Genomic DNA, 14,166 nt, shown 5'->3' with positions numbered 1-14,166 from the left:
TTCTCAGCCGCGCCGCCGGCCGCGCCGCTCGCGCCCCGCGCCCTCGTCCGCGCCGGTGCCGTCCGAGGTCGAGGAGAACCCGCCGAGCTTCGCGGCGATCTCGTCGAGCGTCGGGCGCGCGCCACGCGGCCGCTCCTCGAGCGCCCGGCGCATCGCGGCGAGGTGCTCGGGCATCGTGCCGCAGCAGCCGCCGATGATCGTGGCCCCGGCATCGCGCGCCAGCACCGCGTATTCCGCCATCAGATCCGGCGTGCCGTCGTAATGGATATGGCCATCGTGGTATTTCGGGATGCCGGCATTGCCCTTGGCGATGATCGGCCGCTCTGGCCCGGCGGCGACGAAGCCGAGCAGCGTGCGCATCAGGTCCGCCGCGCCGACGCCGCAATTGGCGCCGAAGGCGAGCGGCGGGTTCGCCAGCTGATCCACCAGCGCCACCATCGCCGCCGAGGTCACGCCCATCATCGTACGCCCCGCCGTGTCGAAGCTCATCGTCCCGCACCAGGGCATGCCCGCCTTCGCGCAGGCTTCGGCCGCGGCCGCGAATTCCTCGGGCGACGAGATCGTCTCGACCCAGAGCACGTCGACGCCGCCCTCCTTCAGCCCCTCGGCCTGTTCGTGGAACATCTCGACCGCGAGCTCGTGCGTGAGCGCCCCCATCGGCACCATGATCTCGCCCGTCGGGCCCATCGACCCCGCTACAACGACCGAACGGCCCGCGGCATCGGCGATCTCGCGGCCGAGGCTCGCGCCAACCCTGTTCAGTTCGCGCACCCGGCCTTGCGCGTCATGCAGCTTCAGCCGGCTCGCATTGCCGCCGAAGGTGTTCGTGAGGAACAGGTCCGACCCCGCATCGACCGCGCCGCGGTAGAGCGTGCGGATATTGTCCGGCCGGTCGGAGTTCCACAGCTCCGGCGCCTCGCCGGCGGTGAGCCCCATGTTGAACAGGTTCGTGCCGGTCGCACCGTCGGCGAGGATCCAGTCGCGGGTTTCCAGCAGACGGGAGAGGGAGGTGCTCATCGCATGACCTTTCAGAAGGGGCCGCATCCGCGCGGCCTTGCGGCAGGATGTGCCATGCCGCGCGCGCCGATGCAAATCGAACCTGATCAACATGATCTTCGATCCGGCGCATTTTCTTCACCTGCCGCGGCATCGGTCGCAGCCGGGGACCGCGTTCAGATCCGACCCCGTGCGGGACACCCGGCGCGACGAATCGTGGCACCCGGGTTTCGCCACGTGCTCGTTTTTGGCAGTCTGACCGGTGCAAGCGCGCCGTAGCCCGGCTGCACGGCGGCGCAATCGGGAATACGCGATGGGAGGATATGCCGATGAGGACGATCAATCGCTCGTGCGCTATAGTGTTTTTCGGTCTTGCCATGACGCTTTCCGCGACGGCTCAGGATACATACACGATCCCGGCTGGTCTGACGCCGCTTGCGACCTGGCGCGACGGCTACTCGGCCGCTGACAGCCTGAAGTTCCGCCAGGCCTACAATGACAATACGCTGACGGCGGGCGAGGACGACGGCGCATATGCGATCAAGCACTTGAGCGAGGTCCTGCCCGCGGCTCTGGTACACCGGCAAGGCCCGGTTGCCATCCTCGAGGAAAACATCATGCCCGAGATCGGCGAGGTGGTGGCCACGACCGACCTCGGCACGATGACGTTGAAAGAGACGATGGCGGACGAGCGGTCGAGGATGGAAGCCATCGTTGTCGTGCACGAGGGTAAGATCGTCTTCTAGGAATACCTGAGCATGCGCGATTGGGACAACCATATCTGGGCGTCCGCCGCCAAGTCGCTGGTCGGAGTTGTTTCATACCTCCTGGAACGCGACGGCCTTCTCGATCTCGACGAGACCGTCGGTCAATACCTGCCGGACTTTCGCGGCACGGCCTGGGAAGGGCTCAAGGTCGCCGATGTGCTTCACCAGAGGTCCGGGCTCGATATCCGGGAAGCGGACCTCGGCGATCCGGATCATCCGACGACGCTTTTCTACGCGACCTTCGCCGGGGCTTCTTTCCTGCCGGAGAACGCCTCGTTTGCGGATGCGATGAAAAAGGCCGGCACATTGCGCGCGCCCGGCGAGCGTTTCGAGTATTCCTCGATGAACACGATGATGATGGTCATGATCGCGGAAGCGATCACCGGGAAGCCGTTCCACGACCTCCTGACCGAGCGGCTGTGGAGCAAGGCGGGCATGGAGGGCGACGCCGTGCTCGGCCTGTCACCCGCGGGCGAACCCTCCGCCTTCGGAATCTTCGCGTCGCGCCTGCGCGATCTGGCCCGCTACGCAACGCTCTACACGCCGAGTTGGAGCGCCGTTGCAGACGAGCGGGTCGTGGGGGAGGAGTATCTGCCCAAGGTCTACGCGGCTGCGAAAGTTGCGGAATTCACCGGCGACATGGGGGACCGGATGGAAGCTCACTTCGGCGAGGGCGGCATGGGCGCGTCCTACCAATGGGATGCCGTGTTTGCCGACGGCGATCTCTACAAATCCGGGCGCGGGGGACAGTGCATCTACATCTCGCCCGAAACCGACACGGCGGTCGTCTATTTCTCCGCGTCCTGGCAAAGCTCGCTTTGGGTCCACGCCTATGCGCGGGCGATCGTGCAGCAGGCGTTCAGATAGACTGAGCTTGCCCCGACGGGGATTGCTGACCCGCGGCCGCCGGATCGCGGATCGGTTGTTGGACGCGATTCCTTGCCGGCCCAACCCCGTCAGGCCGGCAATCCGAACGCCGCACCGGCGCAACGCGTAAGCACGGCGCCGGGCGGGTCTTCGCGCTCACGCCTCGCTGGCGATCTGGCGCTTGGCCTCGGCCATCAGCTCGATCATCTTGGCGCGGATCGTCGGCGCGTCAGACTTGCCCTCGAGATCGGCATAGACCTTTCGGAACACATCGTCATCGCCGGACTCCTCGACATCGGCGACGACGACCTCGCGGGCATAGGCGTCGGCCGCCTCGCCGACCTTGCCAAGCAGCTCCGCCGCCCAGAGCCCGAGCAGCTTGTTGCGCCGCGCCTCGGCCTTGAATCTCATCTCCTCATTATGGACGAACATCGCCTCGAAAGCCTGCTCGCGCTCGTCGAAAGTGGTCATGCGGATCCCCATCTGGAATTTGCGGTGCTTTCTTATTCATATGCCCGCCGCGCCCGCGAGGCGCAAGGGTCTGGTACGCCCGCGGTCGCGCCGGAAACGAGACCAGAGCGCCCGATCTGTGCGGTCCGGGGTCCGGAACGGCGATGAGAAAACACCACTGCGGCCAACGCCTGAAGGACTTCTCGGTCCGCCTTCCCTTCAATGACACGCTTCCGTTTTCGCTTGAGAAGGCATCGCGGCCTGCCGAGACGCCGATCCGGCGCGCGGTCGGCCCGCTCCGGACCTGGGGGACATGCACCGCGACACGGCCGGACTCATCGCGATCCCCGACTGTTCGGGAGGGGCGTCGACGGGCATTCCACCAGCATCATCGACGGCGACAGCCGCATGATCCATGCCGGCCTGACCCGCCCGAAGAACAAGAACCGCCACTTCGGCGCTATCGGCTCGGCGCAGGAGCGGGAGGCCGCGTCAGAAGAGCGAGAGCTGGTCGTCGGGCCTCGGCGGCGGCGCGAAGGCCCCGCAGTCGAGCGGCGGAAGGCCCTCGGCAAGGCCGAGCCGCTTCGTCGCGACCGCGAAGCGGCGTGCGATCAGATCGGCGTGGATCCCCTCGCCTCGCATCCTTCGGTCCCAATCCGGATCGTAGTCCCTCCCGCCCCGCATCTCGCGCAGCTTGTTCATCACATGCGCCGCGCGGCCCGGCTCGGCCCGGGCGAGCCAGTCGCGGAACAGTTCCGCCACCTCGTTCGGCAGGCGCAGGAGGATCCAGCTTGCCGCCCGCGCACCGGCCTCGGCCGCTGCGGCGAGGATGCGCTCCATCTCTGGCTCGGTCAGGACCGGGATCACCGGCGCGACCATGACGCGGACCGGAACCCCGGCCGCGGCAAGAGCCCGGATCATCGCGAGGCGGCGCGCCGGAGCGGGCGCGCGCGGCTCCATGCGACGGGCGAGGCCGGGATCGAGCGTGGTGACGGAGATGCCGACCTGGACCAGACCGCGCCGCGCCATGCCGGCGAGCAGGTCGAGATCACGCTCGACCAGCGCCCCGCGGGTGACGAGGGTGACCGGATGGTTCCAGTCTGACATCACCTGCAGAATCGCGCGCATGATCCGGTAGCGCGCCTCGATCGGCTGGTAGGGGTCGGTGTTGGTGCCGAAGGCGATCGGGCGGGCGCGATAGGAGGGCCGCGCGATCTCACGCGCGAGAACGGCTGGCGCGGTCGGGCGCGCGACGAGCCGCGTCTCGAAGTCGAGCCCCGCCGACAGTCCGAGATAGCCATGGCTCGGCCGAGCGTAGCAGTAGATGCAGCCATGCTCGCAGCCCCGATAGGGATTGACCGAACGGTCGAAACCCAGATCGGGCGAGGTCACCGGGTTGATCACCGACCGGGGGCGCTCCTCGCTGACCTCGGTCTGTGCGAGGCGCTCTTCCTCGGGCAGGTCCCAGCCGTCGGAATCGCGAATCCGCGCATAGGGTTCGAACCGCCCGGCCGCGTTGGCGGCAGCACCGCGCGCCTTCAGGCGCAGGAACGGGTCGGGAGGCGGAAGACTCATGTCTCAGATTAGAACATTTAGCGAACATAAATCAAGCAGAGCGAGCATTGTTACCGCCCCCTTGTCGCACACTGTCGCGCAATGCGCGGCCGATGTCGCAAATCGCCAAGTGATCTGGCATCATTGGTCGCATTACGGGCGCAAGAACCGCCAGGAGAGATCAGCATGGCCGACGAAGAAGACATCATCCTTTCCGAGCTCGACGACGAAGAGCTTGTGCTTCAGATGCACGACGACCTCTATGACGGTCTCAAGGACGAGATCGAAGAGGGCGTGCGCATCCTCCTGGACCGCGGCTGGACGCCGTATGACGTGCTGACCAAGGCTCTGGTCGCCGGCATGACCATCGTCGGCGCCGACTTCCGCGACGGCATCCTCTTCGTTCCGGAAGTGCTTCTCGCCGCCAACGCGATGAAGGCCGGCATGGCGATCCTGAAGCCGCTCCTGGCCGAGACCGGCGCGCCGAAGGTCGGCAAGATGGTGATCGGCACCGTCAAGGGCGACATCCACGACATCGGCAAGAACCTCGTCGGCATGATGATGGAAGGCGCGGGCTTCGAGGTCGTCGACATCGGCATCAACAACCCGGTCGAGAACTACATCGCGGCTCTCGAGCGCGAAGATGCCGACATCCTCGGCATGTCGGCGCTGCTGACGACGACGATGCCCTACATGAAGGTCGTGATCGACACGCTGAAGGAAAAGGGCATGCGCGAGGACTACATCGTCCTCGTGGGCGGTGCGCCGCTGAACGAAGAGTTCGGCAAGGCCATCGGTGCCGACGCCTACTGCCGCGACGCGGCCGTCGCGGTGCAGACCGCGAAGGACTACATGTCGCGCAAGCACAACAAGCTTGCCGCTGGCTGAGCCACGCCGGAATTGTGACGCTCCCTGTCAGCCCCGCGGCTCTGCCCGCGGGGCACTTTTTTTTCGCCGCCGGGTTCACAAGACCCTCCAGTGGACACAGGTTGGGATAATGGAGTCGCCGATGCCGAAAAGCCGTCTTGTTCTGATCATCGCTCTGGTACTCGCCGCGGGCGCGGCGACGGTTGCGATGGCCCTTGCCTTTGCCGGAACCGGCGCGCCGTTCTGGCTGGCGGCGATGGGGCCGGTCCTGCTTCTTGCGGCGCTGATCGCGCGTCTGCGGCGCAGGCGGCCATGATCCCGAGCGACGAGACCCTCACCGAAACCGGCATCGACCCGGCGCGCAGGGGCCGGATCCTGCTGATCGCCTGTGGTGCGCTGGCGCGCGAGATCCTCGACCTGAAGGCGGCGAACGGCTGGAACCATCTCGACCTCACCTGTCTGCCAGCGAAATACCATCTCTGGCCCGAGAAGATCACCGAGGCGGTGACCGAGGCGGTGGCGAAGCATCGCGACACCTATGACGGCATATTCGTCGTTTATGCCGATTGCGGCACCGGCGGCGGGCTTCAGGCGCGATGCGATGAGCTTGGTGTCGAGATGATCCAAGGGCCGCACTGCTATTCCTTCTTCGAGGGCAACGATACCTTCGCCGCGCGCGAGGAATTCACCGCCTTCTATCTGACCGACTTCCTCGTCCGGCAGTTCGATGCATTCGTCTGGAAGCCGATGGGACTCGACCGCCATCCCGAGTTGCGCGACATGTATTTCGGAAATTACGAGAAGCTCGTCTATCAGGCGCAGACCGAGGATTCGACGCTCGACGCCAAGGCACGGGAGTGCGCGTCGCGGCTCGGACTCGCGTACGAACGGCGCTTCACCGGCTACGGAGATCTGGAGCCCGCGCTATCGAGGCTCTGACCTGGGTCGAATTCTCGGCGAGAATTCGCAGCAATCTTTCGCCGAAAAATTGTTACCCTGCAGCCTCGGCAGCGAGTTTGCGGATGCGGCCAACCATGGCTCGAACCCCGTTCGAACGCTGCGAGGAAAGGTGCTCGTCGAGTCCGAGCCGCGCCAGTTCGGCGGCGGCATCGACTTTCAGCACCGAGCTGACATCGAGGCCGGAATAGAGCGCATGCAGGATCGCGATCAGGCCGCGCACGATCATCGCGTCGCTGTCGCCCTGAAAATCGAACCGCGCGGCGGCACCCTGCCCCTCGATCAGCGGTCGGAACCAGACCTGGCTGGCGCAGCCCTCGACCTTGGTCGCCGGCACCTGGAAGGCGGGGTCAAGCGGCTCCATCGCCTTGCCAAGCTCGATCACATGGCGATAGCGGTCCTCCCAGTCGTCGAGGAACTCGAAGGTCTCGGCAATGTCTTCGAAGGCGGCGCTGGCCATGTGCACACTCTCATTGGTCCCCATGAGGTAGTCACAATCGGCGCCGAGGTCCAGCCGTCCGCACCTCTTTTCACGGAGCCGCGGATGGGATACCCACATGCCGAGATCTAGGGGAGCCCTGAAGATGCGCGTACCTGTCGCCGGAATGTTGATTGCCGCCCTGACGCTCGGCGGTTGCGAAGCCGCCAGCGAGAGCCGGCTCAACCCCGTCAACTGGTTCGGCGGCTCCACCGCGGGTACCGGGGTCGAGACCCGGATCGCGACGGCGCCCCAGGATCCGCGCCCGCTTGTCGACGAGGTGACCGCACTAGAGATCGCGCGCCGGCCCGGCGGGGCGATCGTGCAGGCCACCGGCCTGCCGCCGACCCAGGGGTACTGGAACAGCGATCTCGTGGCCGAGAACAGAGGCGAGCCCGTCGACGGCGTTCTTACGTACCGCTTCGTCGTCTCGCCGCCCACCTCGGCGCAACCGGTCGGAACGCCACAATCGCGCGAGGTCACGGCCGCGGTGCATCTTTCGGATATCCGGCTCGCGGGTGTGCGCGAGATCGTCGTGCTCGGCAGCCGCTCCAGCCGGACGAGCCGGCGCTGAGCCGGTTCAGACCGGCACGACCCTGACCGCGCCGCCGCGCGCCGAAAGCGCGATCTCGCCCTTGCAGAGCCGGAGCGCGTCGGAGCCGAAGACCTCACCGCGCCAGCCCTTTAGCGCCGGCACCGACCGGTCGCCGGCCGCAAGAAGGTCAAGGTCGCCGGTCGAGGCGATCAGCTTCTGGGCCACGCCGGTATATTCCGACTTGGCCTTAAGCAGCACGCGCAGAAGATCGGCAAGCGCCGAATCGACCTGAAGCTGCTCGCGCGAGGTGTCGGGTTTCGGACAGTCCTCGGGCTTTGCCGCAAGCCCGGCCTGCACCGCGGCGAGGATGCCCTCGGCAATGTCAGGGCGGCGCCCCTCGCGCAGCAGGAGCCGGGAGCGGCCGAGTTCTTCCTGGCTTGCGGGCTTGGTCGAGGCAAGCTCGAGCAGCGCGTCGTCCTTGAAGACCCGGCTGCGCGGCACGTTGCGGGTCTGGGCGTAGTCCTCGCGGAACCGCGCAAGCTCGCGCACGATGGCGAGGAAGCGGCCCGAGGTGGTGCGGGTCTTGACCCGCTGCCAGGCCTCCTCGGGCCGGGTGATGTAGGTCTCGGGATCGAGAAGCACCGCTTCCTCCTCCACGACCCAGCTCTCGCGGCCGGTGCGCTTGAGTTCGCGGGCGAGGAATTCGTAGATCACCCGCAGGTGGGTGACATCTGCCAGCGCGTAGGTCTTCTGAGCGTCCGAGAGCGGACGGCGCGACCAGTCGGTGAAGCGCGAGGTCTTGTCGAGGTTCTGCTTGGCGATCTTGCGGACCAGCGTCTCGTAGCCGACCTGGTCGCCGAATCCGCAGACCATCGCCGCGATCTGGGTGTCGAAGAGCGGCACCGGAAAGACCTTGGCGTCGACAAAGAAGATCTCGAGATCCTGCCGCGCGGCGTGGAACACCTTGACCGTACCCTCGTGGCGGAAGAGGTCGTAGAGCGGTTCGAGCGAGAGCCCGTTTGAAAGCGGGTCCACTAGCACCGCCTCGCCCTTTTCGCCCGGCAGCGCGAGCTGGATCAGGCAGAGCTTGGAGTAGTAGGTGCGTTCGCGGAGGAACTCGGTATCGACGGTGACGTAGGGCTGGGCCTTGGCGACGTCGCAGAAGCGGGCGAGGTCTTCGGTCGTGGTGATCGTATGCATCAAAAATCCGTTGTCGCGCGGGGTCATCCCGCCGGTCCGTCCGTCTTAGGCGAGCCCTCCGGGCTTGGAAAGGGCACACGGTGACGGCCGCGCGCAATGTCGCGCACCGTTGCCGGTCTGCGTCGCTCGCAGTCCCGTCGGTGTCGGGCAATCGTCAGGAGAGGACGGGGGTCCGGTCGCCGCAAGCGAAGCGGCGCAGCACCGCAGGATAGAGCCTGTGCTCCTCGACAAGCACACGCGCGGCCAGCGCCTCGGGCGTGTCGCCGGCCAGGATCGGCACCCGCGCCTGGCCGAGAATCGGCCCGTCATCAAGGACGGGCGTAACCTCGTGCACCGTGCAGCCCGCTTCTGCATCTCCTGCAGCGAGCGCGCGGGCGTGGGTGTCGAGACCGGGGTATTTGGGCAATAGAGAAGGATGGATGTTAAGCATCCGCCCCTTGAACCGTTCGACGAAACCCGGTGTCAGGACGCGCATGAAGCCCGCGAGGCAGAGGATGTCGGGCTCGGCCGCGATGATCGGCTTGAGAAGCTCGGCCTCGAATGCGGCGCGGTCTCCTGCGAACCGGCGGTGATCGACGGCAGCGGTCGGAATGCCCATATCGGCGGCCTTCGCGAGCCCTGCCGCCTCGGGGTCGTTCGATGCGACGAGCACGGGCCGCGCCGGGTGGTCGCCGGTCATGCTCCGGCAAAGGGCGACCATGTTCGAGCCGCCCCCCGAAATCAGGATCGCGACTCGCTTCAAAGAAGCCGGCCCCGGTAGCGGACCCCCTGCCCCGGCACGACGTGGCCGAGCGCGTGCACGGTCTCGCCCTCGGATTCGAGCAGGAGCCGCAGGTCGGCGGCGCGTTCGGGGCCGACGACGACGATCATGCCGATGCCCGAGTTGAAGGTCTTGAGGAGTTCGGGCTCCGCCATCCCGGCGGTCTCGGCGAGCCAGCGGAAAACCGGCGGCAGATCCCAGGACGAGAGGTCGATCTCGGCGCCGAGGCCTTCGGGCAGGACCCGCGGCAGGTTCTCGGTCAGGCCGCCGCCGGTGATATGGGCAAGCGCGTGGACGCCGCCCGAGCGCACCGCGGCCAGCGCCTGGGTGACGTAGAGCCGGGTCGGCGCGAGCAGCTCGTCGCCGAGCGTGCCGGCGCCGAACGGCGCCTTGGCATCCCAGCCGAGGCCCGAGATCTCGACGACCTTGCGGACGAAGGAATAGCCGTTGGAATGGACCCCGTTCGAGGCGAGGCCGAGAAGCACGTCGCCCTCCTCGACCCCCGACGGCAGGTCGCGGCCGCGCTCCATCGCGCCGACGGCAAAGCCCGCGAGGTCGAAATCGCCGGAATGGTACATGCCCGGCATCTCGGCGGTCTCACCGCCGATGAGCGCGCAGCCGGACTGCGCGCAGCCCTCGGCGATGCCCTCGATGATCCGGGCGGCCTGGTCGACGTCGAGCTTGCCGGTCGCGAAGTAGTCGAGGAAGAACAGCGGCTCGGCGCCCTGGCAGACGAGGTCGTTGACGCACATCGCCACGAGGTCGATGCCGATCGTGTCGACATTGCCGGTGTCGATGGCGATGCGGAGCTTCGTGCCGACGCCGTCGGTCGCGGCCACAAGGACCGGATCGCTGTAGCCCGCGGCCTTGAGGTCGAAGAGCGCGCCGAAGCCGCCGAGCCCCGACATCGTGCCGGGGCGCTGGGTGCGCTTGGCCGCCGGCTTGATCCGCTCGACGAGTTCATTGCCCGCGTCGATATCGACGCCGGCATCGGCATAGGTAAGACCGTTCTTCCCGGCTGTCATGGCATCCCCCGGCTTCTGTCGCCGCTGCGATAGCCGAAACCGCTCGCGGGGGCAACGCGCGATCGGCCCACGCGCCGAAGCGTAAAGCCGATTGACCTGCCCAAGATCGCGCCTTAGTGAATGCGCAGGTCGGGCCTGTAGCTCAACTGGTTAGAGCAGGGCGCTCATAACGCCTTGGTTGGGGGTTCGAGTCCCTCCGGGCCTACCACCCAAGCTAAGACAAGCCTTATCTTAAAGGGCATTTCGAACCAGGTATTCGGCATTGGCGACAACGTTTACGGACGGCTGGCCCCTTACCGCCCGATGACGGTCGACGGCAGCGGCGCAGTGAGCGATCTCGAACAGCTTTCGGTGACTAGTCGAGGCCGTTGCCTTGCACGCCGTCCAGCCCCTCTCGGCCAAGTCGATCAACCGGACGAGTTTGGCGGTTTCCGAACACTGCAACTGCCATATCTTATGTTTAGAGGCTGAAGGCAGTCAGGAGCCGAATGGTGTGCTCGAAGAGCTAGCGAGCATTCCGGTGATGATCCCGGCCATCAACGCCTCAAGTCCGGAAGACAAGGACTACTTCCTGATGAAGGGCCTCGAACTCGCCAAGAGCTTTGGATACACGACCGTCAATGAGGGACGGTTGATGGCGTTCCAGCAGGCCGACGCGGTCAGTGCGGTAGAGCGCGGCCTTCTCGACATCGACGTAATGTCCTATGCCGACTACACGGCGAAGAATGTTCTTCCCCTCATAGGCCGGGCCTATCAAGACCGCTACAGGGTGGCCGGGATGAAGATCACGTTCGACGGATCGCCGCAGGGGCGGACCGCATGGCGGACGACCCCGTACCTTCTGCCGCCGGACGGCCAAGAGGAGGGATACAAGGGCTACCCGGCTATTCCCGACAAGCAAGTCATCGCGGACCTGATTGACGAGGCATATCAAAAGGATTGGCCGGTGCATGTGCACGCGAACGGCGATGCCGCAATCGATCAGATGATCGAGGCGATCCGCCGGTCGCAAGAAAAGTATGGCCTGGGCGACCGGCGCATATCGCTGATCCACGGCCAGTTCCTGCGCAAGGATCAGATCCCCGACCTTAAGGAGCTACAGATCTTTCCGTCGCTCTTTCCGATGCATACGTTCTACTGGGGAGACTGGTACGATCAGATCATCGGACCCGACTTGGCGCAACAAATCTCGCCCATGCGCTCGGTGCTGGATGCCGGTTTGATCGCCTCGAGCCACACCGACGCGCCGGTTGCGCTTCCCAACCTCATGCAGGTGATGTGGGCGACGGTCAATCGCACGTCACGCAGTGGCAAGGTGATGGGGCCCGACGAGCGAGTCACGCCGGTCGAAGGTCTGAAAGCGATAACCATCTGGGGTGCCTACCAGCACTTCGAAGACGGTACAAAGGGATCGCTCGAGATTGGCAAGCTTGCGGACATGGTGATCCTCTCCGACAACCCTCTCACCATCGACCCGGCAAAGATCAACACGATCCAGGTGATGGAAACGATCAAGGAAGGCGTGACTGTTTTCACGCGGCCCTAGCGCAAAGCCCTGGGATCAAATCTGTCGCTTGCGCGAGGCTGCAGCGCCTTCAATCATGTTCGTTGCCGGCCACCTGTGCTGTTGGAGCAGCGAGACTCCTTGAACCTTTGCGCGTCAGGAAGTGCCTTCGGGCCCACCGAACCCTTAAATCGAATCCGCTGTCACCGAGGGGCGAGAGATGGCCGCCGTATCCTGCAAAAGATGCCGCCACCGGTCGGTTCGTGTATCCGGATTCAGGCGTTGCGCATCCGAACGCGAGTGCTTCCGGCGTGGTCTGTCGTGGCAACGAAATGGCGGGCCGCCCACCGGAGCGGCCCGCCTTCGCGATTCCCGTCAGGTCAATCGCCGACCGGAGCGGTCATCTTGTCCATCACCTGTTCCAGCGAGAAACTCGCCGCCTTCTGGCGCGGCGGGAATTCCTGGAAGGTCGCGAGGAAGTTCCCGACATAGGCCTGTGCCGGCACCAGGAAATAGGCGCGGTCCAGGAGCCAATCGTAGTAGGTGTTTGAGGTGCGGTAGCTGCGCTCGTAAGGATCGCGGCGCAGGTTGAACATCAGCGGCACGCGGAGCGGCGTGAAGGGTTCCATCCAGGCGCGGAAGGTGGCGTATTCCTTCTGCTCCATGAAGATCAGCTTCCAGTCCTCGTAGCGCAGTGCGGTCAGGTCGCCGTCGTCGGAGAAGTAGAAGATCTCCTTGCGCGGGCTCTTGTCCGTCTCGCCGGTCAGCAGCGGCAGGATGTTGTAGCCGTCGAGATGGACCTTGTAGGTCCGGCCAATGGCCTCGACGCCGCCCTGCATCAGCTCGTCCTTGATGCTGTCGCGGCCAGCGGCGGCCAGGTAGGTCGGCAGCCAGTCCATATGATGCACGATCTCGTTCGTGACCGAGCCGGCCTCGATCTTGCCGGGCCAGCGGACCATCGACGGCACGCGCCATCCGCCTTCCCAGTTGGTGTTCTTTTCGCCGAAGAACGGAGTCGCGGCGGCATCCGGCCAGGTGTTGTAATGCGGACCGTTGTCGGTCGAGTAGTGCACGATGGTGTTGTCGGCGATGCCGAGCTCGTCGATCAAGCCGAGCAACTGCCCGACATGGAGGTCGTGCTCGATCATGCCGGCCGTGTACTCGTCCACCACGCCGCCGGCGATCTCGTTCGCCTGGGCGCGCATCTCGTCCTTGACGTGGGTACGGAAGTGCATGCGGGTGCCGTTCCACCAGACGTAGAAGGGCTGGCCCTGCTCATGCGCCCGCTTGATGAAGTCGATCGCGGCCGCAACGGATTCCTCGTCGATCGTCTCCATGCGCTTCTTGGTCAGCGGTCCGGTATCCTCGATCGACCCGTCCGCGGTGGACTTGATCACGCCACGCGGCCCGAACTTCTCGCGGAAGGTCGAGCCATCAGCCGTTGCCATGTCGCCCGGGTAGTCCTCGTTCTCAGGCTCCTCCTCAGCGTTGAGGTGGTAGAGGTTGCCGAAAAACTCGTCGAATCCGTGGTTTGTGGGCAGATGCTCATCACGGTCACCGAGGTGGTTCTTGCCGAATTGCCCGGTCATGTACCCCTGGGCCTTGAGAAGGCCGGCAATGGTTGGATCTTCCTCCCGCAATCCGAGTTCGGCACCCGGCAAGCCAACCTTGGAAAGTCCCGTCCGGAACACCGACTGCCCCGTAATGTAGGAGGACCGGCCCGCGGTGCAGGATTGTTCGCCGTAATAGTCGGTGAAGATCATTCCCTCTTCGGCGATCCGGTCGATATTCGGGGTGCGGTACCCCATCAAGCCCATCGTGTAGGCCGAGATGTTGGACTGCCCGACATCGTCGCCCCAGATGACCAGAATGTTGGGCTTTTCGGTGTCAGAGCTTTCCTGCGCCATCACGCCGCCAGACACGAAAAGCGAAGTGCATATCGCAATAGAAATCAGTATGCGTGTCCTCATCATCATACTCCCTGCTGATAAATTTGGGGTTGCCGGTCGCACGTCGCAGCGAACCCGCTGTTCAGTCTGGCAGCACAATTTTGTATTTCAAGTGAGTATTGCCGCTAAAAAGCACTACAAAGGACTACAAGGACCTGTTGATTACGGGTCGCCGGCGGCCCGGCACGACGCTGGTCGCTGACGGTCGGGAGACCCGCGATCAATGCGAACGCATCGTGAGCAGCGCCGATGCGGGC

At 65.3% G+C, this 14,166-nt stretch carries 15 protein-coding genes and 1 tRNA gene; 8 read left to right on the top strand and 8 right to left on the bottom strand.

The window, feature by feature from the left end:
• Window positions 1-3 precede the first annotated feature (3 nt).
• Window positions 4-1,017, bottom strand: a complete 1,014-nt coding sequence (gene bmt, locus R5H32_RS04350; protein ID WP_318337465.1) for a betaine--homocysteine S-methyltransferase — start codon at window positions 1,015-1,017, stop codon at window positions 4-6.
• Window positions 1,018-1,373: 356 nt separating this feature from the next.
• Between bmt and R5H32_RS04345 the strand changes: the two genes are divergently transcribed.
• Both R5H32_RS04345 and R5H32_RS04340 read left to right on the top strand, forming a co-directional pair.
• Window positions 1,374-1,742 (top strand): hypothetical protein, encoded by a 369-nt coding sequence (locus tag R5H32_RS04345; RefSeq protein WP_318337464.1) that lies wholly within the window; start codon window positions 1,374-1,376, stop codon window positions 1,740-1,742.
• 12 nt (window positions 1,743-1,754) lie between these two features.
• Window positions 1,755-2,630 carry a serine hydrolase domain-containing protein gene (locus R5H32_RS04340; protein ID WP_318337463.1) on the top strand — a complete coding sequence of 292 codons (876 nt, stop codon included), beginning with the start codon at window positions 1,755-1,757 and terminating at the stop codon, window positions 2,628-2,630.
• Window positions 2,631-2,786: 156 nt separating this feature from the next.
• Here R5H32_RS04340 and R5H32_RS04335 read toward each other — a convergent pair whose 3' ends face one another.
• Window positions 2,787-3,101: a DUF1476 domain-containing protein gene (locus tag R5H32_RS04335; protein WP_318337462.1), complete on the bottom strand. Its 315-nt coding sequence runs from the start codon at window positions 3,099-3,101 to the stop codon at window positions 2,787-2,789.
• A gap of 471 nt (window positions 3,102-3,572) precedes the next feature.
• A complete protein-coding gene (locus R5H32_RS04330; protein WP_318337461.1) occupies window positions 3,573-4,655 on the bottom strand; it encodes a PA0069 family radical SAM protein in 1,083 nt (360 codons plus the stop codon).
• Window positions 4,656-4,820: 165 nt separating this feature from the next.
• Between R5H32_RS04330 and R5H32_RS04325 the strand changes: the two genes are divergently transcribed.
• From R5H32_RS04325 to R5H32_RS04315, 3 genes are all read left to right on the top strand, one after another.
• Window positions 4,821-5,522 (top strand): B12-binding domain-containing protein, encoded by a 702-nt coding sequence (locus R5H32_RS04325; protein ID WP_318337460.1) that lies wholly within the window; start codon window positions 4,821-4,823, stop codon window positions 5,520-5,522.
• A gap of 121 nt (window positions 5,523-5,643) precedes the next feature.
• Entirely contained in the window at window positions 5,644-5,817 is a 174-nt protein-coding gene (locus R5H32_RS04320; RefSeq protein ID WP_318337459.1) for a hypothetical protein, read from the top strand.
• On the top strand, window positions 5,814-6,440 hold the full coding sequence (locus R5H32_RS04315) for a DUF1638 domain-containing protein (RefSeq protein WP_318337458.1): 627 nt from the start codon (window positions 5,814-5,816) through the stop codon (window positions 6,438-6,440). Before R5H32_RS04320 ends, R5H32_RS04315 begins: the two co-directional genes overlap by 4 nt.
• A 52-nt stretch (window positions 6,441-6,492) precedes the next feature.
• Here the strand turns inward: R5H32_RS04315 and R5H32_RS04310 are convergent, their stop codons facing one another.
• Window positions 6,493-6,918, bottom strand: coding sequence for a SufE family protein (locus R5H32_RS04310; protein WP_318337457.1), 426 nt, complete (start codon window positions 6,916-6,918; stop codon window positions 6,493-6,495).
• Window positions 6,919-7,042: 124 nt separating this feature from the next.
• On the opposite strand from R5H32_RS04310, the gene R5H32_RS04305 reads away from it, so the two are divergent.
• Window positions 7,043-7,510, top strand: a complete 468-nt coding sequence (locus R5H32_RS04305) for a hypothetical protein (RefSeq protein WP_318337456.1) — start codon at window positions 7,043-7,045, stop codon at window positions 7,508-7,510.
• Between the two features lie 6 nt (window positions 7,511-7,516).
• On the opposite strand, the gene rnd is transcribed toward R5H32_RS04305, so the two are convergent.
• The 3 genes from rnd to purM form a co-directional block, all read right to left on the bottom strand.
• A complete protein-coding gene (gene rnd, locus R5H32_RS04300; protein WP_318337455.1) occupies window positions 7,517-8,671 on the bottom strand; it encodes a ribonuclease D in 1,155 nt (384 codons plus the stop codon).
• Window positions 8,672-8,825: 154 nt separating this feature from the next.
• Window positions 8,826-9,413, bottom strand: a complete 588-nt coding sequence (gene purN / locus R5H32_RS04295; RefSeq protein ID WP_318337454.1) for a phosphoribosylglycinamide formyltransferase — start codon at window positions 9,411-9,413, stop codon at window positions 8,826-8,828.
• Complete coding sequence (gene purM / locus R5H32_RS04290; protein ID WP_318337453.1) at window positions 9,410-10,456, bottom strand: phosphoribosylformylglycinamidine cyclo-ligase; 1,047 nt, start codon at window positions 10,454-10,456, stop codon at window positions 9,410-9,412. The genes purN and purM overlap by 4 nt, the downstream gene beginning before the upstream one ends.
• Before the next feature lie 131 nt (window positions 10,457-10,587).
• Between purM and R5H32_RS04285 the strand changes: the two genes are divergently transcribed.
• Window positions 10,588-10,664 (top strand) — tRNA-Ile (locus R5H32_RS04285).
• 165 nt (window positions 10,665-10,829) lie between these two features.
• Window positions 10,830-12,002: an amidohydrolase gene (locus R5H32_RS04280; protein WP_318337452.1), complete on the top strand. Its 1,173-nt coding sequence runs from the start codon at window positions 10,830-10,832 to the stop codon at window positions 12,000-12,002.
• 338 nt (window positions 12,003-12,340) lie between these two features.
• Here the strand turns inward: R5H32_RS04280 and R5H32_RS04275 are convergent, their stop codons facing one another.
• Complete coding sequence (locus tag R5H32_RS04275; RefSeq protein WP_318337852.1) at window positions 12,341-13,867, bottom strand: arylsulfatase; 1,527 nt, start codon at window positions 13,865-13,867, stop codon at window positions 12,341-12,343.
• Between the last annotated feature and the right edge of the window lie 299 nt (window positions 13,868-14,166).

The organism is Defluviimonas sp. D31 (assembly GCF_033436765.1).
Taxonomy (GTDB): domain Bacteria; phylum Pseudomonadota; class Alphaproteobacteria; order Rhodobacterales; family Rhodobacteraceae; genus Albidovulum.
The sequence above is the reverse complement of the archived record's forward strand: the minus strand, read 5'-3'. Positions and strand labels throughout refer to the sequence as shown.

Bases quoted from the DNA above. Each gene is read 5' to 3' on its own strand.
- bmt (WP_318337465.1), bottom strand. From the start codon at position 1,017: ATGAGCACCTCCCTCTCCCGTCTGCTGGAAACCCGCGACTGGATCCTC.
- R5H32_RS04345 (WP_318337464.1), top strand. From the start codon at position 1,374: ATGACGCTTTCCGCGACGGCTCAGGATACATACACGATCCCGGCTGGT.
- R5H32_RS04340 (WP_318337463.1), top strand. From the start codon at position 1,755: ATGCGCGATTGGGACAACCATATCTGGGCGTCCGCCGCCAAGTCGCTG.
- R5H32_RS04335 (WP_318337462.1), bottom strand. From the start codon at position 3,101: ATGACCACTTTCGACGAGCGCGAGCAGGCTTTCGAGGCGATGTTCGTC.
- R5H32_RS04330 (WP_318337461.1), bottom strand. From the start codon at position 4,655: ATGAGTCTTCCGCCTCCCGACCCGTTCCTGCGCCTGAAGGCGCGCGGT.
- R5H32_RS04325 (WP_318337460.1), top strand. From the start codon at position 4,821: ATGGCCGACGAAGAAGACATCATCCTTTCCGAGCTCGACGACGAAGAG.
- R5H32_RS04320 (WP_318337459.1), top strand. From the start codon at position 5,644: ATGCCGAAAAGCCGTCTTGTTCTGATCATCGCTCTGGTACTCGCCGCG.
- R5H32_RS04315 (WP_318337458.1), top strand. From the start codon at position 5,814: ATGATCCCGAGCGACGAGACCCTCACCGAAACCGGCATCGACCCGGCG.
- R5H32_RS04310 (WP_318337457.1), bottom strand. From the start codon at position 6,918: ATGGCCAGCGCCGCCTTCGAAGACATTGCCGAGACCTTCGAGTTCCTC.
- R5H32_RS04305 (WP_318337456.1), top strand. From the start codon at position 7,043: ATGCGCGTACCTGTCGCCGGAATGTTGATTGCCGCCCTGACGCTCGGC.
- rnd (WP_318337455.1), bottom strand. From the start codon at position 8,671: ATGCATACGATCACCACGACCGAAGACCTCGCCCGCTTCTGCGACGTC.
- purM (WP_318337453.1), bottom strand. From the start codon at position 10,456: ATGACAGCCGGGAAGAACGGTCTTACCTATGCCGATGCCGGCGTCGAT.
- R5H32_RS04275 (WP_318337852.1), bottom strand. From the start codon at position 13,867: ATGGCGCAGGAAAGCTCTGACACCGAAAAGCCCAACATTCTGGTCATC.